The following is a 21,988-nucleotide window of genomic DNA, read 5'->3' as shown; positions in this document are numbered from 1 at the left end:
GTGCGGCCAGCCGTCACCGGTTGGAACTAGTCCACACAGGGTCCAGCCGGACAAGGTAAAATCGCGAATCTAAAATCAACGATAAGATGCCCATGCCCGACAGCCACAGGCACAAGAAGCGCGTCCTCACACGTCCGTTGAGCGACAAGTTCAACGACGCGCTGGTCTACGCCGCGCGCCTGCACCGCGATCAGCCGCGCAAGGGCAAGGATATTCCCTACATCGGTCACCTGCTTGGGGTTGCCTCGCTGGTGCTGGAATCCGGCGGCGACGAGGAGATGGCCATCGCCGCCCTTCTGCACGACGCCGTCGAAGACCAGGGTGGGCAGCCGCGGCTGGAGGAGATTCGCAAGCTGTTTGGCGCAAAAGTGGCGCGCATCGTGCACGGCTGCACCGATTCCCACGAAATTGATCCCGACTGCAAGGCGCCGTGGTGCGAGCGCAAAGAGAAATACATCGCGCACGTTGCGCATAAGGCGGACCAGGAGGTGCGCCTGGTAACGGCCGCGGATAAGGTGCACAACGCGCGCGCGATCTTGTCCGACCATTACGAACTCGGCGACGTGGTCTTCGACCGCTTCAGCGGCAAGAAGCAGGGCACGCTGTGGTATTACCGCGCCCTGGTGGACGCCTTCGGCGCGGCCGAAGCGCGCGACCATCATCCGGCGGATGCGGCCGCGCGCGGGCGCAAACGCCTGCTGGAGGAACTGTCGCGCGTGGTGGACGAACTGGAGCGCCGCGCCGGCGGCAGGGGAGTGAACCCTTGCCGCGGATGATCGACTTGATCAAGCAATCGGCGGTGCCGGCCAGCATCATGCGCTCGGCGTCGAAGGGAGCGCTCACCCTGCCGCCTGCGGAGACCATCGCGATCCTGGTTTACCTGACCACGACCAACGTCTTCGGCGAGGACGCCAGCATGACCCTGGCAGGCTGGGACGAGGCCGCGTGCCGCTCCGTCTGCTCCGATCCCAACAGTCCCAAGGAAGTGCTCGACTATTTCCTGCGCAACCGGCGCCCGCGGCTGATGCTGGCGCTGCTCGACAATCCGGCCGTTCCGGAATCCGCGCTGCTGGACATGGCGCAGGAACAGTCCGCCGAGTCGGTACAACTGCTGCTGGCGAGCGCGCGCGCCCGCGATTCGCGCAACGTGCTCCACGCGCTCCACTCCAATCCCGTGCTGATGCCCTCGCAAATGCAGCAGATCAAAACCGCGCTGGAACAGATCGAGTCCGCGCCGGCTGAACAAGGCAAAGAAGGCGGGCACGACGAGTTCGTCGCCCAGTATGTCGCCGAGCACGCGGAGGAGATCGCGGCCGAGGAAGGGAAGAGCTTCCAACTCGTCGGAGAAGACGAGCCCGAGCGGGAGCCCGCGCAAGCCGCCCCGGTTGCGAGCGCGGCAGCTCTGGCAGCGGCCCCTCCAAAGAAGAAGGAGCTGGGCAAAGAAATCGAGCGCTTTTCGCCGCTGCAGAAAATCTCGCGCCTCACGGTCGGCGAGCGCGTACAGCTCGCGATGAGGGGCAACAAAGAAGAGCGCTTCATCCTCATCCGCGACGGCTCAAAGGTGGTGTCGTCGGCGGTGCTGGAGTCGCCCAAGGTTAACGATCAGGAGGTTGAGATGTTCGCCTCCATGAAGAACGTGCAGGAGAGCGTGCTGCGTGGCATCGCCGGCAAGCGCAAGTTCATGAAGGCCTACGCGGTGGTGCGCGCGCTGGCGAACAACCCGCGCGCCCCGCTCGACGTGCAGCTTACGCTCGTCAAGAACCTGCTCAACATGGACCTGCGTAACCTGTCCATGAACAAGAATGTCTCCGACACGGTGCGCAAGGTCGCGTACAAGCTGTACAAGGAGAGGACGGAAAAGAAAGGGTGAGCGGAGGCCGCGGCCGGACCGGCAAATTTGCGGCCGCGAGCCGGCATCTACTACCATCATGCGCACACCTCCAGGAGGGCCACGGTGCCTGTTGAGGCCGATCCGATCGAGGAATTGCTCAAGCATGCCCGGAGCATTGCGGTTGTCGGGTTGTCGAACAGCCCGCTGCGCCCCAGCCACGGCGTCGCCGCCTACCTGCGGAGCCAGGGTTACCACATCATTCCCGTGAACCCCACCATCGCCGACGCGCTCGGTGAAACCTCGTACCCATCGCTGCTCGACGTCGAAGAGAAGATTGACCTGGTGAATATTTTTCGCCGGCCGGAATTTGTGCCCGAGGTAGTGGACCAGGCGATCCAATTAGGCGTTCCCGCGATCTGGATGCAGGAGGGCGTGATTCACGAGCCCGCAGCGCAAAAGGCGCGCCGCGCAGGCATTTTCGTGGTCATGGACCACTGCATCCTGAAGGAACACCGCGCGCGCTTCCGGTAGCTCTCGCCACTGAGGAACGCGGATCGAATGTACGAACATGAATCCGCGTTGCTCTTCAGCTATTCCTTTTCTTCTGCGTGCTTCGCGTCCTTTGCGGGTTGCCTTTGCGCACTCACCCGCCGGCGCTTGATTTCCTCCAGCCGTTCACCGATGCGCTTCTCGATTCCTTCTGCCGTCGGGTAGTAATACGAGCGGTTTTTCAGATTGTCGGGCAGGCACTGCATGTCGGCGACCTTCTGCGCCAGATCATGCGCGTACTGGTAGCCGGCGCCGTAGCCGAGGTTTTTCATCAACGAAGTCGGCGCGTTGCGCAGGTGCAGTGGCACCGGCTCGGCGGCGGTCTTTTCCACGTCCTCCCGCACCGAACTGTACGCGGCATAGAGCGCGTTCGATTTCGGCGCAATCGAGAGATAAACCACCGCCTCCGCCAGCGCGAGATTGCCTTCCGGCATGCCGATGAAGTCCACCGCGTCGCGCGCGGCCATGCACAGCGAGAGGGCGTTCGGGTCCGCCAGGCCGATGTCCTCCACCGCCATGCGTACCACGCGCCGCGCGACATACAGCGGGTCTTCGCCCGCTTCCAGCATGCGCCCGAGCCAGTAGAGTGCCGCGTCGGGATCGCTGTTGCGCACCGACTTGTGGAGCGCCGAGATGAGGTTGTAGTGCTCCTCGCCGGTCTTGTCGTAGAGCAGCACGCGCTTCTGCAGCGCGTCTTGCACCAACGCATCGGTGATCTCGCCGTTTTCACCCGCGATTCCGGCCGCCACCTCCAGCACGTTGTAAGCGGAGCGCGCGTCGCCGCTGGAATAGGCCGCAATGCGCTGCAAGACGGTGTCGTCGGCGCGCAGGTTCATTTCGCCCAGCCCGCGCTCGCGCTCCTGCAGTGCGCGCCGCAGCAGAACGACGAGCTGCTCCTCGCTGAGCGGGTTGAGCACGTACACGCGGCAGCGCGAGAGCAGCGCCCCGATGATCTCGAACGACGGGTTCTCCGTGGTGGCGCCGATCAGCCGGATATTGCCCTTTTCGACATGGGGCAGGAATGCATCCTGCTGCGCCTTGTTGAAGCGGTGGATTTCGTCGATGAAAACGATGGTGCGCGTGCCGAACTGGCGGGCCTTTTCCGCGTCGGCCATCACCTGCTTGATTTCTTTGATTCCGGACAGTACCGCGGAAAATTCGATGAATTCCGCTTTCGTGACCCGCGCGATGATCTTCGCCAGCGTGGTTTTTCCGACACCCGGCGGCCCCCAGAAGATGATCGAGCCGGGATCGTCGCGTTCGATTTGCAAGCGCAGCGCCTTACCCGCCGCGAGCAGGTGCTCCTGGCCGACGAATTCGTCCAGCGACCGCGGCCGCATGCGGCCCGCCAGCGGCGTCGCGCGATCCGGCGGCTCGTCGGGACGGCGAATTGGGTTGAACAGGCTCAAGCTTGTTTTACACCACCGAGGCACCGAGGCCACCGAGATGCTCCGAGGACTTAAGCCTCCGAACACCTGTAATTTTATTCCTCTCGGTGTGTCTCGGTGGACTCAACGGCTCAGCGGTGAATGCGCGTTTTCCGCTGTCGCGATGCCTCATACAGCACAACCGACGCTGCCACTCCGGCATTGAGCGATTCCACGGTCGGCGTGTGCGGGATCGCGATCAGCCCGTCCACATGCCGCAGGATGTCTTTCGCTACCCCGGCGCCCTCGTTGCCGATCAGAATCACCATGCCTCCGGTGAAATCTGCCTCATCGATCGGCGTGCCCTTGTGCGATGAGGTCGCCAGCAGCTTCAGGCCGCGACTGCGCAACGTGTTCACGACTCCCGGAAATTCGACGGCGACCACAGGCAGCCGGAACAGCGAACCGGCGGACGCGCGCACGACCTTGGGATTGTAGGGAGACACGCTTCCCGCACCGACCAGCACGCCTGCGGCGCCAAAGGCTTCGGCGGAGCGGATGATGGTACCCAGATTACCGGGGTCTTGCACGCCGGCGGCAGCGATCATCAGGGGGTCCGGCGCACTCAGCATATTTTCGAGCGTGTGACTCTTGAGGCGAACCAGCGCGGCCACGCCCTGTGGCGTCTCGGTGGCGACAGCGCTCTGGAACACGTCGTCGGGCAGGAGCAGCGTTTCGACGTGCGCGGAAAGTTGCGGCAGCAACCGCTCGGCGCGGGCGCGCGCGGATTCGCTGAAGAACACTGCCTGCAAGCGCAGCCCGCTGCGGATAGCTTCTTCGATCGTGTGCACGCTCTCAATCGCTGTACAACCGCCGGGGGTCGGCTCACCGTCGTGGAAGGCGCGCCGGAGTTCCTTGACGAGCGCATTCTGGCGGCTGGCGACGTGGCGCAGGCGGTCGAGCTTGGGCATCGGCACGATGATACGCCGCCCCAATTTGTCCCGTTGGCAATGCGGTCCAAAACGGGCCTGCGCGGCCTACCGCGGCTGTACCGACGGCGCGCTCCTTCCCTTGCGGCTTGCGGCGATGGTAGGGTAGTATTCGCCGTCACCCCGAGAAGTTTCTTCGATGCAGGAACGAGTGTGCGCGCTGAAATCCTGAAGATCAGCTTCGAAAAGCCGGAAGCCTCGCTGGTCGCCTATGCCGCGGAGCAGATCAAGTCCGGCCAGGTTCTGGGAATGCCGACCGATACCTTTTACGGCTTGGCGGCCGACCCCTTTAACCTGCGCGCGGTGGACCGTGTGTACGAAATCAAGTCGCGCTCGCGGCACAAGCCGCTGTCGCTGCTGATTGAGAGCGAAGACCAGGCCGAGATGCTGGCGCGCGATCCCATGCCCGACGAATTCTACGAACTGGCACGCAAGTTCTGGCCGGGACCGCTGACCATCATCGTGCAGGCGGCGTCACGTTTGCCCCTGAAGGTGACCGCCAACACCGGCAACATCGCCATTCGCGTCCCGCAGGCCAATATTCCGTTGTCGATCATCCGCGCCGCTGGTGTGCCCATCACCGCGACCTCGGCCAACCTGCACGGCGCCAGCGAATGCACCACCGCCACCGCGGTGCGCGACCAGTTGGCCGACCGCATTGCTATCATCGTGGATGGCGGTCCGTCGCCGCGCGATGTCGCTTCGACGATCGTCAATCTTAGCGAGGGCGGCTGGCGCATCCTGCGCGAGGGCGCCATTCCCCGGCAGGCGATCGCCGACACTCTCGGCGGAGAATGAAACCGCCGGTTCCTGGACCTGCACGGAATACCTCGCTTGCGAGGCCGGTTTCCCAGCGCAAACGCAAGTCGCACAGGATCGTGGGCGTCGCGGTGCTCTGCCTCATAGCTGCCCTGGCCGCGTCGGTCGCCTTGACGGCAGAATTTGTCGTTCGCCAGGCGCAAGTGGATGAAGCGCGTCCGGCCGACGCCATCATCGTCTTCGGTGCGGCGGAGTATGCAGGAAGACCCTCGCCGGTGTACCGCGCGCGCCTCGATCACGCTTACGTTCTTTTCCAGCGCGGTTTGGCGCCCATGGTGATCACCACCGGCGGCGCCGGCGCCGATCCCAAGTTTAGCGAAGGCGGCGTCGGCCGCGATTACTTGTCGCAACGCGGCATTCCCGACCGCTGCCTTATTGCCGAAACGCAGGGCGCCGACACCGCGGAATCGGCGCAGCGCGTCAGCGCCATCCTGCACGTCAACGGCATGCATACGGTGGTGGCGGTCAGCGATGCCTATCACATCTTCCGCATCAAGCGCCTGATGCGGCAGTATGGCATCGTCGCCTACGGGTCGCCACGGCCCGCTTCGGTGCCGCACACGCCATCGGCGAAGATAACGGCGATGCTGCGAGAGTCAGCCAGCTACATCTTCTGGAGGCTCTACCCCTCCTGGTTCCCGCAATAAGGCCGTTTGTAAGTCGTGAGTTGTCAGAGGACGGCGGTTACTTCCCGCCGCGATAGACCAGCACCACCGAGCGTCCCCTATCCGGAGTCTCGGTGCCAAGTCCGTACGCATAGCGCGCTTCCACCAGGAAGCGGATGGCGTCTTCGCTGAATCCGGGGAAGTGCCCCGCGTTGGAGGCGCGATGGCTCGGATCGGGATGTGTGCGCCATCCCGTACGCGTGTCACTGCGCGCCATCATCACCGCGTTCGCGGGCACGTGGCCGTGCGCTTCCTCCCACTGCGCGACGTCATCAAGCGTGACCAGATAGTTGAGTTCTGATCGCGTGTGTTCCGTGACATCGAGCACCACCAGCGGCGCGACGATGCGCTGCGGATGGGCGATGCTCACACTCTCCGGCGAGTGCCCGGCTGCGGCTCGCCGCGGAGAACTCGCGTAGGTCAACTCCACCACCGCTGTGCCCACGTCTCGGTCGCCGGCTGGCGGCTTGGGATGGGCGATCCACAGCACTGCCAGCGCCATCGTCCAGCCGATCATGAAGGTCCGCCACCGCATAGCTGAACACTGCTCCCCTCTTAGACGCCTATGGTACGGCAGATGTTTCTTCAAAAAAATGGGACGAAAGGCATGGTCCTTCCGAGTTACTGGGATGGAGGGACGAGCACGCCCTCGGCGCGGAGCAGTTCTTGCACGCGCGCTTGGATTTCGTCGCGGATCCGGCGCACCATTTCGATGGGCTGGCCGCGCGTGTCGGTGATGGGCCAATCCAGCCGCTTTGCTCCGGCGATAAACGGACACGACTCGCCGCAACCCATGGTCACCAACAAGTCAGCTCCCTGCGCCAGATCCGGCGTCAGCAATTGCGGCCTGATGCCGCTCAGGTCAAGGCCGACCTCGCGCATCGCTTCCACCACCTGAACATTGAGCTGCGGTCCGGGCCCGGTGCCGGCCGAGACCACCTCGACCCCTCCGCCCGCCAGGTGACGGGCCCATGCGGCGGCGATCTGTGACCGCCCGGCATTGTGCACGCACGCGAATACGATCTTCTTCATCGCCTAATGTCCGATGAGCAGCGCGATCATTCCGGCTGCCAGTGTGCTGGCGACATTCACGCCATTGTTGCCAAGGATGCCGCGCTTCTCCAGGGTTGCGCCCAGCAGGCTGTCAATCATCGTCCCAAGCGTCCCTGCTCCGGCCACAACCGGCAGCGTCGGCCATGGGACTACCTGCCCCGCCGCAGCCACCCCGCCAATCATCACCGCAGCCACCACGGCGGCTATCGTTCCTGGCGCGCTGACGCCGCCATTCATGCCCGCCGGAACTCTGCGAAACGAAGTAATCAGGTAGGCGCGATCGCTGAGCGCTTGGCCGCATTCGCTGGCGGCGGTGTCGGCCGCGGCTTCGGCCAGCGCTGCCATCGACGCCAGCAGCAAGATGCGGTGCTCGGTTGTATGGGCCGCTACCGCAAATAAAGCGCCGCCGCCCAGGTTCGCCAGCACCTGCGCGCCGGAGCGTCCGCGCGCGTTCTCGGCCGTTCCCAGCGCTTGCTTGCGGTCATAGCCGAGCCGCGTGGTCAGCCATGCCACCGCAAACACCGCAATCAGAACCGCGAAACTTCCCGGTCCCGTGGTGAGGAAGAGGGCGAACGCAACGACAAACCCGGCGAGCGCTCCTCCGCTGGTCACCCCGCGCAGCAACCATGCTCCTCCCGCAAACGCTGTTGTGACGGCCACCGCAACCAGGGTTTCGTAGGTGAGCAAGGTATCCACAGTGGCGGCTGGCGACAGATTCGCTGCCCAGCATCGTACCAAAGTCAGAAACAACGAGCGCCGCGCAGCGCTGCCATCCGTTTCGGTGCACTGGCGCTGCCGCTGTCCCGCCGATTACAATGAACAGATTCCTCATGAGCAATGATTTTCTAGGTTCGGCTCAGCCGATGAACTCATCCGCAACCGTCCGCAAAACGCGTGGAAGCCCGCTGGCCGGTGTGGCAGCCGCGTTGGCGTGGGTAATCCTGACCGGCTGCGGCGACGTGTATCGCCCGGTGGCGAATCCCGTTCTCAAGCCCGGCGGCGATCCCACGGCGATACACGTCGCACTGGTCCTCAGCAACAATGCGGGCGCGCTCGGCATCGGCACGGTCGTGGACGTTTCCGGCGACACCAACGTCGGCAATTTCCCGATTGGGCGGAGCCCCGTGCATGCTGCTTTCGTGGCCGGCTCGGGGCAGGTGTTTGTGGCCAACAAAAACGACGATACCTTGTCGACATTCTTTCCTCTCGGTTTGGGTTCCACCATCAGCACAGTAACCTTGCCTCCCGGGTCGGCGCCGGTTTATCTCGCCAGCGCGCAAGCCACGTTCATATATGTGGCCAACTCCGGCACCAATTCCGTCGGCGTGATCAACACCATCCAAGCCACGCAGCAGCTCGCCATCCCGGTGGGACGCCAGCCGGTAGCGCTGGCCCAAACGCCCGACACTACCGTGCTCTACAGCGTGAACCAGGGTGATGGCACGGTGACTGCCATCTCGCCGGCACAGCTTGCCGCGGTCACTACCATTCCTGTGGGAGCGTCGCCAGTCGCAGCTGCGGTTAACTCCGACGGAAAGACGTTGTATGTCGCCAACCAGGGTAGCGGCACAGTCTCGGTAATCAATGTGGCCAGCAACTCCGTGACCGCAACCGTGCCTGCCGGTCCGTCGCCGAAGTTCATGATCTTCGAACCCCGCTTGCGCCGTTTATACGTGGCTAATGCCGGGTCGAACACGATTTCGGTTTTCAATGCCGACACCAGCCTGACCCTGCTCGCCAACGTTACGGTAGGCGCGGGGCCCACCTCGATTGCCCCGTTGCTCGACGGCACGCGCATCTACGTGGCCAACGCCGGTTGCGCCGACGCCGTTAGCCTGACCGGTTGCTCCGGCAACACCGTGTCCGTGGTGGATGCGGTGAGTCTGGCAGTTCGCAAGACCATTCCCGTTGGCTCGACGCCCATCTCGCTGGCGGCGGACCCCGGCTCTACCAAAGTCGTGGTCGCCAATCGCGACTCTAACACCATCTCCAATATCCGCACCTCCGACGACACCGTCGTCGCCACCCTCCCTTCCGGCGCTCCGCAGCCCGTCTGGGTAACCATGAGCCAGTAACCGTTTTGGTCCGACCACATCCGTGCAATCGAAAATCTGCAATCGACAAGCGCCAATGCCTTTCGGACTGAAACCTGATCCGCTGAAAAACTCACAGGCGACTACGCTAAGTTACTGAGGTTCGGTACTCCTCCATAAGCAGCGCTTTGCCTTGCCCACAGTCTGTGTTATACGTACCTGTTTTCCTTCGTGGACCATTTCCCCCCGGCCGCACCGGAGGTTTCTTGGACTTTCTACTCAACGACGAGCAATTGCAGCTCCAGAAGAGCGTGCGCGAGTTCGCCGAGCGCGAAATCCTGCCCCACGTCATGGAGTGGGACGAGGCATCGCAATTTCCGCTGCAAACGATCAAGGAACTCGGTCGCCTCGGCCTGATGGGCGTCGTCTTTCCCCCCGAATACGGCGGCGCCGGTATGGGCTACATCGAATACGTGCTCGCCATCGAGGAACTTTCGCGCGTCGACGGCTCCGTCGGCATCATCGTCGCGGCTCATACCTCGCTCTGCACCAACCACATCTTCCTCGCCGGAACCGAGGAACAGAAGCGCAAATACGTCCCCAAGCTTGCCACCGGCGAGCACATCGGCGCCTGGGGCCTGACCGAGCCCGGCAGCGGCTCCGACGCCGGCAGCGCCCGTATGACCGCCGTGCGGCGTGGCAATTGCTGGGTGCTGAACGGCACGAAAACCTTCATCACCAACGGCCACTACGCCGATGTTCTGGTCGTCATCGCCGTCACCGACAAGGCAGCGCACACCCACGGCCTCTCCGCGTTCATCGTCGAGAAGGGCGCCAGGGGGTTCCGGCCGGGTAAGAAAGAGAACAAGCTCGGCCTGCGCGCCAGCGACACCTCCGAACTCATCTTCGAGGACTGCTGCATCCCCGCCGAAAATCTGCTCGGCAAGGAAGGCGGCGGCTTCATTGACGCCATGCGCACTCTCGACGGCGGGCGCATCTCCATCGCCGCCCTTGGCCTCGGCATGGCTCAGGGCGCCTTCGAGGCGGCGCTGAAATATTCCAAGGAGCGCAAGCAGTTTGGCAAGGCAATCGGGGAATTCCAGGCCATCCAGTGGAAGCTGGCCGATATGGCCACCGAAATCGACGCCGCTCGCCTGCTTACCATGCGCGCCGCCAATCTGAAGGACAAGGGCATGAAGTCCACCCAGGAATCCTCCATGGCTAAGCTCTATACCAGCGAGGTCGCGGTGCGCTGCGCCAACGAAGGCGTGCAGATTCACGGCGGCTACGGCTTTATCAAGGATTATCCGGCGGAGAAGTTCTATCGCGACGTCAAGCTGTGTACCATCGGCGAAGGGACGAGCGAAATCCAGAGGCTGGTGATCGCGCGACAACTGCTGAAGGATTGAATCGATGTCGGATGCTGGCTTTACACCGCAGCTGGAAATTACCCAGGATGACCGTACCATGGGTATCTTGGCGCATGTGCTGCAGGTCGTGGGCTGGTGGATTGCGCCGCTGATCATCTTCCTTGTTAAGCGTGACTCGCTGTTCGTGAAATTTCACGCGCTCCAAGCGTTAATCCTGCAGCTCTGTCTCATGGTCCTGTGGATTGGTGGCATGGCTGTTTTCTTCGGCGCAATCTTTGCGTCCATGCCGATGTCCGGAAGTCCACCTCACAACGCGCCGCCACCCGCTATCATGTTCCTGTTCCCGATTTTCTGGCTATTGGCAATGGGCGGCTGGGTTCTGGTGTTGGTCCTCGCTATTGTTTACGGCATTAAGGCGGGTCGTGGAGAATGGGCCGCCTACCCTGTAATTGGGAACCTTGCGCGCCATTTCCTCAAAATGTAGGCGATCCCAGTCGTGATCGGGACTGGCAACTTGAAACTAGAAACTGGAAACTGGGTTTCACGCATTCGCTCCGGCGATTCCCGCGCCCTGGCGCGTGCCATCACTACGGTCGAGAACCGCGCACCCGAGTCCATGGAGCTGCTCAAAGCGCTGTTCCCGCACACCGGGCACGCGCGCGTCATCGGCCTGACCGGCGCTCCCGGAGCAGGGAAGAGCACCCTGGTAGATCAACTCGCGAAACATTACCGGCAGCAGAACAAGACCATCGGCATCATCGCCGTTGACCCCACCAGTCCCTACACTGGCGGTGCGATTTTGGGCGACCGCATCCGCATGAGCTCGCATTACTCCGACCCGGGCATCTACATCCGCAGCATGGCCACGCGCGGCTCACTGGGCGGACTCGCCGGCGCCACCACCGACGTGGCCGCTGTGCTCGACGCCAGCGGGCGCGACCTGGTGCTGATCGAAACCGTCGGTGTCGGCCAGGACGAGGTGGACATCGTCCGCCTCGCCGAGATCACCGTCGTCATCCTGGTGCCCGGCATGGGCGACGACGTGCAGACCATCAAGGCCGGCATCATGGAGATTGCCGACATCTTCGTCATCAACAAGAGCGACCGCGAAGGCGCCGAGCGCGTCGAGCGCGAGATTCGCGCCATGCAGTCGCTCTCCACGCGCTCCGATAGCTGGACGCCGCCGATCGTCAAAACCGTCGCCACCAGCGGCCAAGGCATCGCCGAGTTGGCAAAGGCGATTAGCTCCTACGAGGAGTTCCTGCGCACGCACAATCTCGGCCTGCAGAAAAAGGTGCAGAATTGGCAGGAGCGGCTGGTCGAGATGCTGCGCCAGTCGCTGCTGGAGCGCGTGCTGCGCGAGCACATGGCCGACGGCGCGGTCTCCCGCTACGCTGCCGAGATCGCCGAGCACAAGCGCGACCCGTACTCGCTGGTGGAAGAAATCGTTGCCAAGCTTGGACGTTCCTGATCCGAGAATTCAGGCTGGAGCGCGCTCGCCCTCGCGCGCGATGAGTTGGAAACCGGTAACCTGAAACTGAAACTTGAAACTGAAACCGAGGTTCCCATGATTGCTCGCCTCTGGCATGGCTACACGACTCCCGCGAATGCCGACGCCTACGAGCAGCTCCTGCGCACCAAAATCCTTCCCGGCATCCATCGTGTGAAGGGCTATCAGGGCGCGCACCTGCTGCGCCGAACGGTCGGCTCTGACGTGGAATTTATTACCTTGACCCTGTGGGAATCCATGGACGCTGTTCGCCAGTTCGCCGGCGAAGGCCACTCCAGCGCCGTGGTTCCCGAAGAAGCGCGCCGCCTGCTGGCGCATTATGATGAACAGTCCGTGCACTACGACGCGGCCTGGTGCCCGTGAGTACATTTAGTGATTTGTGATTGAGCGATTGCACAACCGGCACGTGGCCCTTTAAATCCCGAAATCACAGAATCGCAAATCCTTAAGGACCCGCCATGTTCGAAATCGATCATCTCGGCATCGCCGTCAAATCTCTCGCGCAAGCCAAGATTTTCTACGAGAACCTCGGGATAAAGGTGATGCCCGAGGAAACCGTGCCCCAGGAAAAGGTTCGTCTCGCCATGGTGCCGCTGGGCGACAGCCGCATCGAGTTGCTGGAGCCGCTCTCCGAAGACTCACCCATCGCCAAGTTCATCGCCAAGCGCGGCGAGGGTCTGCACCACGTTTCGCTGCGCGTGGACAACCTGCAGAGCACGCTGGAGAACCTGAAAAAATCCGGCGTGCGCCTCATCAACGACCAAGTCCAGGTTGGCGCCGGCGGGCACCTCTACGTATTCGTGCATCCCTCCAGCGCCGGCGGCGTGCTGCTGGAGTTGTGCGAGGAGCATTCATAAGGCGTGTAACACGGTGATCGTTCTCGCGATAGACACGGCAGGCCCCAACGGCAGCGTCGCCCTGTGCGAATGTGGCGCGGGCGCCCTCGCCCGCGATTGTCAACTGATCGAACTCGTGCCCCTCGCCGGCCGCACTTACTCCGCCCAGTTGATGCCGCAAATCGCTGGGTTGCTAGCGCGCCACAAGCTCGACAAGCGTGCGCTTGATGGCTACGCTGCCGCCTCTGGCCCGGGCTCTTTCACCGGGTTGCGCGTGGGACTCTCGACGGTCAAAGCGTTGGCGGAGGTCACGCAGAAGCCGATTGCCGCCGTGTCGCTGCTGGAGGCGCTGGCCTGGGCCGGCGCCTCTGATGGCCAGGTCATCGCCGCACTTGATGCCATGCGCGGCGAGGTCTACGTCGGCGAGTACGTCATTCACGGCAACGTTGTCCCCAAGCTGCTGCGCGAGGTGCTGATGCCGGTGCAGGAATTTGCCGCCGAGGCGCAACTCGGGGAACCCCTGCGCATCCTCACTCCCGACGAATCTGTCGCCTCCGTGCTGCACGCCCGCGGACTGGAGGTGCGCGTGGTCCCGCGTCCGCAGAGCGACATCATCGCCCGCATCGGCGCCCTCAAAATCGCGGCCGGCCTGGTCACTTCGCCGGATGCTCTGGATGCCAACTACATTCGCCGCTCCGACGCCGAAATTTTTTCGAAAGGAAGCTCATAGTTGTCAGCTCTTAGCCAAACGCATCCCATGCGGCACGGAGCGCAGCCATGAGCCGAAGAACTAAGAGCGAATAGGTTAAAAGCTAACAGCTTGCACATCCGTACCGCCACCTCCGCCGACGTTCCCGTCATGCGCCGGATTGAAGCACAGGCCCCGACCGCCGCGCACTGGAACGAAAGAGAATACGACCGCATTCTTGGCGGCGATGCGCCCCACCTCGCGCTCGTTATCCACGACGACGCCGTGCGGGGCTTCCTGATCGCCAATCAAATCGGCCCTGAATGGGAACTGGAGAACATTGTTGTCGCTGCCGGTGCGCGGCGGCACGGATTGGCCTCCGCTCTGCTCGGCCATTTCCTCGATGTGGCGAAGCAGCGGGGCGGCGAAAGCGTTTTCCTGGAAGTGCGCGCATCCAATGCCGCCGCGCGCGCTCTCTACGCCAAGTACGGTTTCGTCGTGACCGGCCGCCGACGCCGCTACTACCAGTACCCCGACGAAGACGCCGTCCTCTACCGCAAGGCAGTCGGTCCGTAAGCCGCTCTTTAGCTCCGCCTCCCCGAGTACTGACTACTGACTATTGCCTTCCTGGCCGGCGCCCCCCCTTCTGGTCGCAATTTGGGAAAAATATGCACCACCCCCGGGGCGTTCTTAAAAAGGGGGTACCTGCCGCAAAAGAGATTGAAGTGGCTCCGGCTCTGTGCTAGCTTTTAATTCTGTCAGACTGTTGGTAGGAGGTCTGCTGGATGGCAGCTCAGGTTAGGGATGTGCTTATCGCCAGCAATGAAGAATTTCGGCGCCTTGTTACAGAACATTCTCAACACTCCCAGCGGCTCGATTCCCTCACCCAGAAAAGATATCTTTCCGAGGATGAGAAGATCGAAGAGGTTCGTCTGAAAAAATTGAAACTGCGCCTCAAGGACCAAATGGAGTCCCTGGAGCGGCAGTTCCGGCTACAGGGCAGCAACGTAGCGTAAGCACTTACAAGCCCCGAGCGCGGGGTCATTGCCGCTACCACGGCAAGCAAGTTTCGTATGTCTCGAAGACGCGGCTTCGGTCGCGTTTTTTCTTTCACTCGCTTCCTCTCTTGGTCTTTCGGTAGACCGAAAGACCGAAAGACCGGACTCCGCCTCCCCGTCTATAATTCCCTTGCGCCATGGTTCGTGACGGATACTATTACGCGCTCGCATCGCTGGTTGTCGCCGGGCTCATTGCCTGGTTGGCCAGTCCGCCATGGGCAGTGATCCCGCTGGCGTTTGGCGCATTCTGCGCCTGGTTCTTCCGCGACCCCGAGCGCCAGATTCCGGCCATCGAGGATGCGATCGTCTCTCCCGGCGACGGACGTGTCACCGACATTGTCAGCGTCGAGCAGGATGGCCGGTCGCGCACCCGCATCAGCATCTTTCTCAGCGTCTTTGACGTGCACGTCAACCGCTCGCCCATCGGAGGCGTCATCCGCGATGTGCAATACCGCAAGGGGCTGTTCAAGAACGCCATGGGCGCCGCGAGCGCTGACTGCAACGAGCAGAACATCGTGACCCTGGACGATGGCCGCCAGGCGGTCGTCTTCAAGCAGATTGCCGGCCTGATCGCGCGACGCATCGTCTTCACCAAGCGCGTCGGCGACGCGGTCGCGCGTGGCGAGCGCATCGGCCTGATCAAGTTTGGTTCGCGCTGCGACGTCATCTTCGACGCCGCTGCCAGCGTGCAGGTGACAGTCGGCCAGCATGTTTCCGGCGGGTCAAGTATCCTTGCCCTCGCTCCCGTATGCGTGCCGGCGCCGCCGGAGCGTGAGCCGCGAAACCCAGAGCGCAAGAAGGGAGTCCTCCGGTGACTGCCGAATACCGCCGTGCCGACGACCGTCCGCCGCGCTCGCGCCGTTTCCGCAAGGGCATCCATCTACTGCCCTCGCTGTTTACCACGCTCAACATGGCTCTGGGCTACTACGCTCTTTACCATTCCATCCAGGGCTCGGCGGCCGAGCCCTGGCATTACGACAATGCCGCCAAGGCCATCGGTTTCGCCATCGTCTTCGACGGTCTCGACGGCCGCATCGCGCGCATGACCAACACAGTAAGCGATTTCGGCCGCGAGTTTGATTCCCTCGCCGACGTCATCACCTTTGGGGTCGCGCCCGCGTTTCTGGCCTGGATGTGGGGCTTCCGCCTGCTCGCGCCGCTCAACGGCGCCGATCTCATCGCCCGCGTGGTGCAACTGGGTGCGATTGCGACTTTCTTGTTCCTGGTCGCCGGCGCCAGCCGCCTGGCCCGCTTTAACATCCAGGTAAACCCGCAGCCCTCGAATCCTGGCCGCCCCGGCAAAAAGTATTTTGTCGGAATGCCGATTCCCGCCGGCGCCGGTGTCATTGCCGCCGTCGTCCATTTCACGGACGGCGTTCCTGTCGTGACCTGGTGGATGGGTCTGATCTGGGCCGCACTGGTCTTCGTCACCGGCTACCTGATGATCAGCACCTGGCGCTTCTACAGCTTTAAGGACATTGACTTCCGCAGCCGCCGTCCCTTCTGGGTGGTGGTAATCGTCGCCGGCGTCATTGCCTGCATTCGCTATTTTTCCGAGTACTTCCTGTTTTTGCTGGCGCTGTTCTATATGCTGTCGGGTGTGCTCGCGCGCCTGATGTACATTCTCCGCCGACGCGGCAGCCCGCCGCCTCCGCCGCTGGAGGCTACGCCCGTACGATGAACCGCGCGCACCAAACCGGAAGATCCGAAAACGGCATCTACCGCGTTGCCATTGTTGGCGCGGGTACACTCAAGGGCAAGGAACTCGCCGAGGTGTTGCCCGAAACCAGCTTCCCGGCCGTGGATATCAAACTGCTCGATGATGACGAATCTCTCGGCCAGCTTGAAGCTGTCGGCGAGGAAGTTACGTTCGTGCAGAGCGTGCGCCCGGAAAATTTCGCGAATGTGGATTTCACCTTCTTCACCTCGCAGCCGGAATTCACCCGCAAGCACTGGCGCATCGCGCAGCAGGCCGGCAGCATGATCGTCGACCTCTCCTACGGCCTCGAGGACGTGCCCGGCGCGCGCATCCGCTCGCCGTGGGTCGAGCGGGAACTCCGCCAAGCGCAGATTCCTGAACTCGAGCCCGCGCCCGTGGTCGCCGCGCATCCCGCCGCTGTCGCTTTGACGCTGCTGATTGCGCGCGCGCAGAAAGTCGCGAGCCTGCGCTCCGCCGTCGCCACCATCTTTGAGCCCGCCTCCGAGCACGGCCGCGCCGGCATGGACGAACTCCACGAGCAGACCGTAAACCTGCTCTCCTTCCAGGAACTGCCGAAGCAGGTTTTCGACGCGCAGGTCGCTTTCAACCTACTGCCGCGCTACGGCGAGCACTCCTCGCCCACGCTCGACAGCGCCGAACGCCGCATCCTGAGTCACTACCGCGCCATCACCGCCAATGTCCTGCCCGTGCCTTCGGTGATGCTGGTACAGGCCCCTATCTTCCATGGACATGTCTTTTCGCTTTACATTGAGCTGGAACAGGCACACTCCATCGGTGATCTGTCGCAGGCGATTGCCGGCGAGCACGTCGAACTCACCCGCGTCTCCGAGGAGTCGCCCAGCAACGTCGCCGCCGCCGGCCAGGAGGAAGTGCTGGTGTGGGTGCGCGCCGACGCCCAGCGCGAGACCGGCTTCTGGATCTGGGCCGCCGCCGACAATCTGCGCGTGCTCGCGCTCAACGCCATCGATGTCGCGCAGCAAATGGCGGCCGCTATGCCAAAAGGGAAGTTGCAGTGAAACCGCCGTTACCTGTCAGTCGTTGGTCGTCGCCAACACGCGGACCACGCTGGCTAACGACTAACGACTGACGACCAACGACATTAACTTGCGACAGAAACTCACCATTGCCGCTATGCTGGTCGCCGCGCTCGCGCTCTCCGCCTGTGGCTATCGCACCACCACTCACTCCGTCCGCCTGCCCGACTCCGTCCATACCATCGCCGTCCCAGCCTTTACCAATCAGACGCAGAATTACCGCCTGGAGCAGGTGCTGACCGCCGCCGTCGTCCGCGAGTTCGTCACCCGCACAAAATTCCGCATTCTCAGCGAAGCCAATGACGACGCCGACGCCACCCTGCGCGGCACCGTCGTTTCCGCCCAGCTCGCGCCCCTGACCTACGATTCGCAGTCCGGCCGCGCCTCCACCGCCCTGGTCACCGTCACCATGCGCGTCTCGCTGGTGGACCGCAATGGCACCGCGCTTTTCGACAGCCCCAACTACACTTTCCGCGAGCAATACCAGGTCTCGCGCGAGCTCACCAGCTTTTTCGAGGAAGACTCGCCCGCCGTGGACCGCCTCGCGCGCGACTTCTCCCGCACCTTGGTCTCCAACATCTTGGAGGCCTACTGATGCGCGCCTTCGCCGCTGCGGAAAAATTTGTCGCCGAGGTTAAGCAGCGCAAGCTCAAGCCCGCCTACCTGCTCGTCGGCGACGAAGCTTTTTTCCGGAAGCAATGCCGCGAAGCCGTGCTCCAGCACCTGGTTCCGCCCGATCTCCGCGACTTCTCGCTCCACGAATTCGATCTCGCCGAAACCCCGCTCGTCGAAGTCCTCGATGCCGCGCGCACGCCCTCGCTGATGGCGCCCTTCCAGGTGTTTTTCATCCGTGGCGTCAAGGCGCTCTATACCCGCGGCTCGCACGACGCCGAGTTCAAGGCCATCGCAGACTACCTCGCCAATCCCAATCCCGATGCGCTGCTCATCTTTGTCGCCGACCACATCAACATTCCCGCCGACGTCCGCCGCATGGAACTCACCGACCGCGAGCGCTACGAGCGCATCCGCGAAACTCTCGGCCAGTACTGCGGGATGGTCGAGCTGGCGCGTGTCGAGGAAGGCGAGGCCGTGCGCTGGGCGATTGAGACCGCCGCCGCCGAAGGCGTGAAAGTTGACAACGATGCCGCGCGCGAACTCATTGACGCGCTCGGCGGCGACATGATGCTGGTCGCCAACGAACTGGAGAAGCTCATCCTCTACGTCGGCGCGAAAAAGCGGATCGCCCTCGGCGACGTGGAAACCATGGTGCTCGCCGCCAAGCAGCGCTCCCTCTACGACCTCACCGACGCTATCTCCGCCAAGGATCGCGTGCGCGCCCTCGGCGTCCTGGAGGCGATTCTCTCCAGCGGCGAAGGCGAAGAAGCCGCCATCGGCCACCTCTACATGCTGGCCAAAACTTTCCGCCAGATGCTGGTGATTTTCGAAAAGCGCGTTCGCGACTCGCGCTCTCTCTGGCAGGCGCTGTGGCAGGGCTTCCGCGTACCGCCGTTCGCCGCCGAAGACATCCTGCGCCAGGCGCGTCGCTATAAATCGCGCCGTGAACTGACGCGCGCCCTGCGTCTGATTGCCCGCGCCGACCTTGACCTCCGCTCCAACCCGCCGGGCAAGCGCCTGGTCTTGGAGCGCCTCGTCCTCGATCTTTGTTCCGAACCCCAAGTGCCTGAAACTGGCTGGGAACAGCAGCAGTTGCCGGTATAACTTGAACTTCAACTTGAAGCTCGATTCCTATCTCGCCCGCATCTCCTACTCCGGCCCGCTGGCGCCGACGCTGGAAACTCTCCGTGCCCTTCACTACGCCCACCTGCTCGCCGTGCCCTTCGAAAACCTCGACGTCCATCGCGGCGTGCCCATCGTCCTCGACCAGGAGCGACTCTACGACAAGATCGTTCTCCACCGCCGCGGCGGCTTCTGTTACGAGCTGAACAGCCTCTTCGCCGCGCTCCTGGGACAACTCGGTTTCAAGGTAACTCTGTTCTCCGCCCGCGTGCCCATCGAGGAGAACCGCGTCGGGCCCGAGTTCGACCACCTCACCCTGCGCGTCGACCTCGAAACCCCCTGGCTCGCCGACGTCGGATTTGGCGAGTCTTTCATTGAGCCGCTCCCGCTGTTGCCCAACGCCGAACAGTATCAGCGCAACGTCTTCTACTGCCTCGATACTCGCGATGACCGCTGGCGCGTGCTGCGCTACTCACCCGAACCCGGCAGCCAGCGCGGCGTCGCGGTGCAAACCGACTCAGCCTGCGAATGGAGAATGCTCTATGACTTCACGCTGCAGCCGCGGCAGATCTCGGATTTTTACGCCATGTGCCACCATCACCAGACCTCGCCGCAGTCGCATTTCACGCGCAACCGAGTTTGCAGCATCCTGACGCCTATGGGCCGTGTCACCCTGACCGACGCGCGCCTGGTGATAACCGAAAGTGCCACCCGCCGTGAAATCTCCCTCATCAGCACAGAACAGTACGACACCGCGCTGCAGCAGTATTTCGGCATCCGCCTCGACGCTGCTCAAACCACTGCCGTCTGATCCAACCTGTAGGAGACGCACCTCCCAGCGTGCAGCTCGCGGCAGAGTCAGATCCCCGCAAAAGCAAAACGGCAGGCCGCCGAGCCTGCCGTCCAAGAGCTAAAAGCTAAGAGCTAAGAGCTTGTTTTCCCCACCGCGTTCAGCCGCTTGCCCAGCCGCGACTTATACCGTGATGCCGTATTCTTGTGCAGCACGCCCTTCTGCACCGCCTTGTCCAGCACGGATGTCGTCTCGCGATATCCCGTTTCCGCCTGTTCACGATTGCCGGCGCTCAGCGCCGTCCGGAATTTGCGCAGCGCGCTGCGCAGGCGCGACTTGTTGGCGCGATTGGCGGCGGTGCGCTTTTCCGTCTGCCGGGCGCGTTTCAGGGCCGAGAAGTGATTTGCCATATTCGACTGACTATCCTGTGAGAAATTTTCTTACGGGCCAAACCTTTATTTTAGGGGTTTGCCGCCCCATCGGTCAAACGCACTTTGCCGGAGCCTCCTCTGAAAATCTCTATGAAACGCTCCCTTGACGCCCGCTCTCCGTTTCCCCCGCTGCCTCAATACGAGTACCCATCTCGCTACCTTTCAGCCCGGCATCCAAATAATAGCGGATGGTAAGCGGGAATTTTGCTCTCCAGATGTTCGCCTTGTTGTCGGCCAAAGCGGCGGCTGAAAACTGTCAGGCTGTTTGCATTGACTCCATCCAGAGCAAGTCGTACTCTAAGTACAATGGTAGTTGCTCCATCTGTTGGCGAGCATCGAGCCTGCTTCCCAATCTACACCTGTCCATGTCTGCAGATGCGCGCCCCGGCTTGTCCGGTGCGGCGGCGGGAGGTTAACGCCAGCATTAAATGAAGAAAAACATCGAGATCACCCAGAACATTGAAACCCTGTTCGGCACTCGGGATGAAAATCTCCGTCTCCTCGAAGCAGGCCTGAACGTCACCATTGACCTGAAGGCGGAATCCGTCGAGATTGAAGGCGCGGCCCGTGACGTCGCCCGCGCCGAGCAGGTTTTCACCGACTTCGATCACCTCCAGCGCACTGGCTGCGTCTTCAATAATGGCGACCTCGGCTCCATGCTGCGCGTGCTGGCCTCCGATCCCACCGCCACCCTGCGTGGTCTGGTAGAGGCCGGACGCCAGCGCTCCTTCGGCAAGCGCACCGTCCAGCCCAAGAGCCTGAACCAGCGCCGCTACGTGGAGGCGATCGAGAAGAACGACATGGTTTTTGGCATCGGCCCGGCCGGCACGGGCAAGACCTACCTCGCGGTCGCCATGGCCATCTCCGCCCTCGTCAGCAAAAAGGTGAATCGCATCATCCTGGCGCGCCCCGCGGTCGAGGCTGGCGAGCGCCTCGGCTTTCTCCCCGGCACGCTGCAAGAGAAGGTCGATCCCTATCTCCGCCCGCTCTATGACGCGCTCTACGACATGATGGATCCCGAAAAGATCGACCGTTACCTGGAGAAGAACATCATCGAGATCGCGCCCATCGCCTTCATGCGCGGGCGCACGCTCAATGACTCCTTCATCATCCTCGACGAGGCGCAGAACACCACCTCCGAGCAGATGAAGATGTTCGTCACCCGCCTCGGCTTCAACTCCAAGGCGGTCATCACCGGCGACATCACTCAGATTGACCTGCCTACCAACAAGCGCTGCGGCATGTTGGAGGCGATGGACATCCTGGGCAACGTCAACGGGATTTCGTTCGTTCACTTCGATGAAAGCGACGTGGTCCGCCACCACCTGGTGCAGCGCATCATCCGCGCCTACGACGACTACAAGTCGCGCATGAATGGCGACCAGATGGTGCTGCCCATCAACGGCAAGGCGGGCCGCAATGGCTCGCCACCGCCGGTGGAAGCAGTCGCGCCGGAGCCGAAAACGGTTCCCGAGCACGTCGAAGAGTAGAATGATTCGTGGTCACGG

27 protein-coding genes are annotated in these 21,988 nt (G+C 62.7%); 21 read left to right on the top strand and 6 right to left on the bottom strand.

What is annotated here, in order from left to right:
* The first annotated feature begins 92 nt into the window (after positions 1-92).
* From LAN64_12865 to LAN64_12855, 3 genes are all read left to right on the top strand, one after another.
* Complete coding sequence (locus LAN64_12865) at positions 93-776, top strand: HD domain-containing protein (GenBank protein MBZ5568727.1); 684 nt, start codon at positions 93-95, stop codon at positions 774-776.
* Positions 764-1,870, top strand: a complete 1,107-nt coding sequence (locus LAN64_12860) for a hypothetical protein (protein ID MBZ5568726.1) — start codon at positions 764-766, stop codon at positions 1,868-1,870. The genes LAN64_12865 and LAN64_12860 overlap by 13 nt, the downstream gene beginning before the upstream one ends.
* Before the next feature lie 84 nt (positions 1,871-1,954).
* Positions 1,955-2,362: a CoA-binding protein gene (locus LAN64_12855; GenBank protein MBZ5568725.1), complete on the top strand. Its 408-nt coding sequence runs from the start codon at positions 1,955-1,957 to the stop codon at positions 2,360-2,362.
* 59 nt (positions 2,363-2,421) lie between these two features.
* On the opposite strand, the gene LAN64_12850 is transcribed toward LAN64_12855, so the two are convergent.
* Both LAN64_12850 and LAN64_12845 read right to left on the bottom strand, forming a co-directional pair.
* Positions 2,422-3,720 (bottom strand): replication-associated recombination protein A, encoded by a 1,299-nt coding sequence (locus LAN64_12850; GenBank protein ID MBZ5568724.1) that lies wholly within the window; start codon positions 3,718-3,720, stop codon positions 2,422-2,424.
* A gap of 179 nt (positions 3,721-3,899) precedes the next feature.
* Positions 3,900-4,718, bottom strand: a complete 819-nt coding sequence (locus LAN64_12845; GenBank protein ID MBZ5568723.1) for an RNA methyltransferase — start codon at positions 4,716-4,718, stop codon at positions 3,900-3,902.
* A 171-nt stretch (positions 4,719-4,889) separates the two neighbouring features.
* Here LAN64_12845 and LAN64_12840 point away from each other — a divergent pair, with 171 nt between their 5' ends.
* Together LAN64_12840 and LAN64_12835 are read left to right on the top strand one after the other, a co-directional pair.
* Positions 4,890-5,534: a threonylcarbamoyl-AMP synthase gene (locus LAN64_12840; GenBank protein ID MBZ5568722.1), complete on the top strand. Its 645-nt coding sequence runs from the start codon at positions 4,890-4,892 to the stop codon at positions 5,532-5,534.
* A 92-nt stretch (positions 5,535-5,626) separates the two neighbouring features.
* Complete coding sequence (locus tag LAN64_12835; protein MBZ5568721.1) at positions 5,627-6,202, top strand: YdcF family protein; 576 nt, start codon at positions 5,627-5,629, stop codon at positions 6,200-6,202.
* A 37-nt stretch (positions 6,203-6,239) separates the two neighbouring features.
* Here LAN64_12835 and LAN64_12830 read toward each other — a convergent pair whose 3' ends face one another.
* The 3 genes from LAN64_12830 to LAN64_12820 form a co-directional block, all read right to left on the bottom strand.
* Complete coding sequence (locus LAN64_12830) at positions 6,240-6,737, bottom strand: cyclase family protein (GenBank protein ID MBZ5568720.1); 498 nt, start codon at positions 6,735-6,737, stop codon at positions 6,240-6,242.
* Between the two features lie 104 nt (positions 6,738-6,841).
* Positions 6,842-7,252, bottom strand: coding sequence for an arsenate reductase ArsC (locus LAN64_12825; GenBank protein ID MBZ5568719.1), 411 nt, complete (start codon positions 7,250-7,252; stop codon positions 6,842-6,844).
* A gap of 3 nt (positions 7,253-7,255) precedes the next feature.
* Entirely contained in the window at positions 7,256-7,960 is a 705-nt protein-coding gene (locus tag LAN64_12820) for a DUF92 domain-containing protein (protein MBZ5568718.1), read from the bottom strand.
* Positions 7,961-8,136: 176 nt separating this feature from the next.
* Here LAN64_12820 and LAN64_12815 point away from each other — a divergent pair, with 176 nt between their 5' ends.
* The 15 genes from LAN64_12815 to LAN64_12745 all read left to right on the top strand — a co-directional run bounded on the left by LAN64_12815 (position 8,137) and on the right by LAN64_12745 (position 20,070).
* Entirely contained in the window at positions 8,137-9,348 is a 1,212-nt protein-coding gene (locus tag LAN64_12815; protein MBZ5568717.1) for a YncE family protein, read from the top strand.
* Positions 9,349-9,572: 224 nt separating this feature from the next.
* Positions 9,573-10,715, top strand: coding sequence for an acyl-CoA dehydrogenase (locus LAN64_12810; protein MBZ5568716.1), 1,143 nt, complete (start codon positions 9,573-9,575; stop codon positions 10,713-10,715).
* Between the two features lie 4 nt (positions 10,716-10,719).
* Positions 10,720-11,160 (top strand): DUF4870 domain-containing protein, encoded by a 441-nt coding sequence (locus LAN64_12805; GenBank protein ID MBZ5568715.1) that lies wholly within the window; start codon positions 10,720-10,722, stop codon positions 11,158-11,160.
* 30 nt (positions 11,161-11,190) lie between these two features.
* Complete coding sequence (meaB, locus tag LAN64_12800) at positions 11,191-12,147, top strand: methylmalonyl Co-A mutase-associated GTPase MeaB (protein MBZ5568714.1); 957 nt, start codon at positions 11,191-11,193, stop codon at positions 12,145-12,147.
* 96 nt (positions 12,148-12,243) lie between these two features.
* Positions 12,244-12,549 carry an antibiotic biosynthesis monooxygenase gene (locus tag LAN64_12795; GenBank protein ID MBZ5568713.1) on the top strand — a complete coding sequence of 102 codons (306 nt, stop codon included), beginning with the start codon at positions 12,244-12,246 and terminating at the stop codon, positions 12,547-12,549.
* Between the two features lie 95 nt (positions 12,550-12,644).
* Positions 12,645-13,043 (top strand): methylmalonyl-CoA epimerase, encoded by a 399-nt coding sequence (mce, locus tag LAN64_12790; GenBank protein MBZ5568712.1) that lies wholly within the window; start codon positions 12,645-12,647, stop codon positions 13,041-13,043.
* A 13-nt stretch (positions 13,044-13,056) separates the two neighbouring features.
* Positions 13,057-13,752 (top strand): tRNA (adenosine(37)-N6)-threonylcarbamoyltransferase complex dimerization subunit type 1 TsaB, encoded by a 696-nt coding sequence (gene tsaB / locus LAN64_12785; GenBank protein ID MBZ5568711.1) that lies wholly within the window; start codon positions 13,057-13,059, stop codon positions 13,750-13,752.
* Between the two features lie 90 nt (positions 13,753-13,842).
* Entirely contained in the window at positions 13,843-14,286 is a 444-nt protein-coding gene (gene rimI, locus LAN64_12780) for a ribosomal protein S18-alanine N-acetyltransferase (protein ID MBZ5568710.1), read from the top strand.
* A gap of 209 nt (positions 14,287-14,495) precedes the next feature.
* Complete coding sequence (locus LAN64_12775; protein MBZ5568709.1) at positions 14,496-14,726, top strand: DUF465 domain-containing protein; 231 nt, start codon at positions 14,496-14,498, stop codon at positions 14,724-14,726.
* A gap of 179 nt (positions 14,727-14,905) precedes the next feature.
* Positions 14,906-15,583 (top strand): phosphatidylserine decarboxylase, encoded by a 678-nt coding sequence (locus tag LAN64_12770; GenBank protein ID MBZ5568708.1) that lies wholly within the window; start codon positions 14,906-14,908, stop codon positions 15,581-15,583.
* 95 nt (positions 15,584-15,678) lie between these two features.
* Positions 15,679-16,449: a phosphatidylcholine/phosphatidylserine synthase gene (locus LAN64_12765; GenBank protein MBZ5568707.1), complete on the top strand. Its 771-nt coding sequence runs from the start codon at positions 15,679-15,681 to the stop codon at positions 16,447-16,449.
* On the top strand, positions 16,446-17,504 hold the full coding sequence (locus LAN64_12760; protein MBZ5568706.1) for a segregation protein B: 1,059 nt from the start codon (positions 16,446-16,448) through the stop codon (positions 17,502-17,504). The genes LAN64_12765 and LAN64_12760 overlap by 4 nt, the downstream gene beginning before the upstream one ends.
* A gap of 115 nt (positions 17,505-17,619) precedes the next feature.
* The gene (locus LAN64_12755) at positions 17,620-18,117 is read left to right on the top strand and encodes a hypothetical protein (protein MBZ5568705.1); all 498 of its coding nucleotides are present in this window, start codon (positions 17,620-17,622) and stop codon (positions 18,115-18,117) included.
* Positions 18,117-19,241 carry a DNA polymerase III subunit delta gene (gene holA / locus LAN64_12750; protein ID MBZ5568704.1) on the top strand — a complete coding sequence of 375 codons (1,125 nt, stop codon included), beginning with the start codon at positions 18,117-18,119 and terminating at the stop codon, positions 19,239-19,241. The genes LAN64_12755 and holA overlap by 1 nt, the downstream gene beginning before the upstream one ends.
* A gap of 13 nt (positions 19,242-19,254) precedes the next feature.
* Positions 19,255-20,070: an arylamine N-acetyltransferase gene (locus LAN64_12745; protein MBZ5568703.1), complete on the top strand. Its 816-nt coding sequence runs from the start codon at positions 19,255-19,257 to the stop codon at positions 20,068-20,070.
* A 113-nt stretch (positions 20,071-20,183) separates the two neighbouring features.
* Here the strand turns inward: LAN64_12745 and rpsT are convergent, their stop codons facing one another.
* The gene (rpsT, locus tag LAN64_12740; protein MBZ5568702.1) at positions 20,184-20,459 is read right to left on the bottom strand and encodes a 30S ribosomal protein S20; all 276 of its coding nucleotides are present in this window, start codon (positions 20,457-20,459) and stop codon (positions 20,184-20,186) included.
* 449 nt (positions 20,460-20,908) lie between these two features.
* On the opposite strand from rpsT, the gene LAN64_12735 reads away from it, so the two are divergent.
* The gene (locus LAN64_12735; protein MBZ5568701.1) at positions 20,909-21,970 is read left to right on the top strand and encodes a PhoH family protein; all 1,062 of its coding nucleotides are present in this window, start codon (positions 20,909-20,911) and stop codon (positions 21,968-21,970) included.
* Positions 21,971-21,988: the final 18 nt, after the last annotated feature.

The organism is Terriglobia bacterium, assembly GCA_020073185.1.
Classification (GTDB): domain Bacteria; phylum Acidobacteriota; class Terriglobia; order Terriglobales; family Acidobacteriaceae; genus JAIQGF01.
The sequence above is the reverse complement of the archived record's forward strand: the minus strand, read 5'-3'. Positions and strand labels throughout refer to the sequence as shown.

Coding starts and splice junctions, on each gene's coding strand:
- LAN64_12865 (MBZ5568727.1), top strand. CDS start 93: ATGCCCGACAGCCACAGGCACAAGAAGCGCGTCCTCACACGTCCGTTG.
- LAN64_12850 (MBZ5568724.1), bottom strand. CDS start 3,720: ATGCGGCCGCGGTCGCTGGACGAATTCGTCGGCCAGGAGCACCTGCTC.
- LAN64_12845 (MBZ5568723.1), bottom strand. CDS start 4,718: ATGCCCAAGCTCGACCGCCTGCGCCACGTCGCCAGCCGCCAGAATGCG.
- LAN64_12830 (MBZ5568720.1), bottom strand. CDS start 6,737: ATGATCGGCTGGACGATGGCGCTGGCAGTGCTGTGGATCGCCCATCCC.
- LAN64_12825 (MBZ5568719.1), bottom strand. CDS start 7,252: ATGAAGAAGATCGTATTCGCGTGCGTGCACAATGCCGGGCGGTCACAG.
- LAN64_12815 (MBZ5568717.1), top strand. CDS start 8,137: ATGAACTCATCCGCAACCGTCCGCAAAACGCGTGGAAGCCCGCTGGCC.
- LAN64_12805 (MBZ5568715.1), top strand. CDS start 10,720: ATGTCGGATGCTGGCTTTACACCGCAGCTGGAAATTACCCAGGATGAC.
- LAN64_12795 (MBZ5568713.1), top strand. CDS start 12,244: ATGATTGCTCGCCTCTGGCATGGCTACACGACTCCCGCGAATGCCGAC.
- mce (MBZ5568712.1), top strand. CDS start 12,645: ATGTTCGAAATCGATCATCTCGGCATCGCCGTCAAATCTCTCGCGCAA.
- LAN64_12775 (MBZ5568709.1), top strand. CDS start 14,496: ATGGCAGCTCAGGTTAGGGATGTGCTTATCGCCAGCAATGAAGAATTT.
- LAN64_12770 (MBZ5568708.1), top strand. CDS start 14,906: ATGGTTCGTGACGGATACTATTACGCGCTCGCATCGCTGGTTGTCGCC.
- LAN64_12765 (MBZ5568707.1), top strand. CDS start 15,679: ATGGCTCTGGGCTACTACGCTCTTTACCATTCCATCCAGGGCTCGGCG.
- LAN64_12760 (MBZ5568706.1), top strand. CDS start 16,446: ATGAACCGCGCGCACCAAACCGGAAGATCCGAAAACGGCATCTACCGC.
- LAN64_12755 (MBZ5568705.1), top strand. CDS start 17,620: ATGCTGGTCGCCGCGCTCGCGCTCTCCGCCTGTGGCTATCGCACCACC.
- holA (MBZ5568704.1), top strand. CDS start 18,117: ATGCGCGCCTTCGCCGCTGCGGAAAAATTTGTCGCCGAGGTTAAGCAG.
- rpsT (MBZ5568702.1), bottom strand. CDS start 20,459: ATGGCAAATCACTTCTCGGCCCTGAAACGCGCCCGGCAGACGGAAAAG.
- LAN64_12735 (MBZ5568701.1), top strand. CDS start 20,909: ATGAAGAAAAACATCGAGATCACCCAGAACATTGAAACCCTGTTCGGC.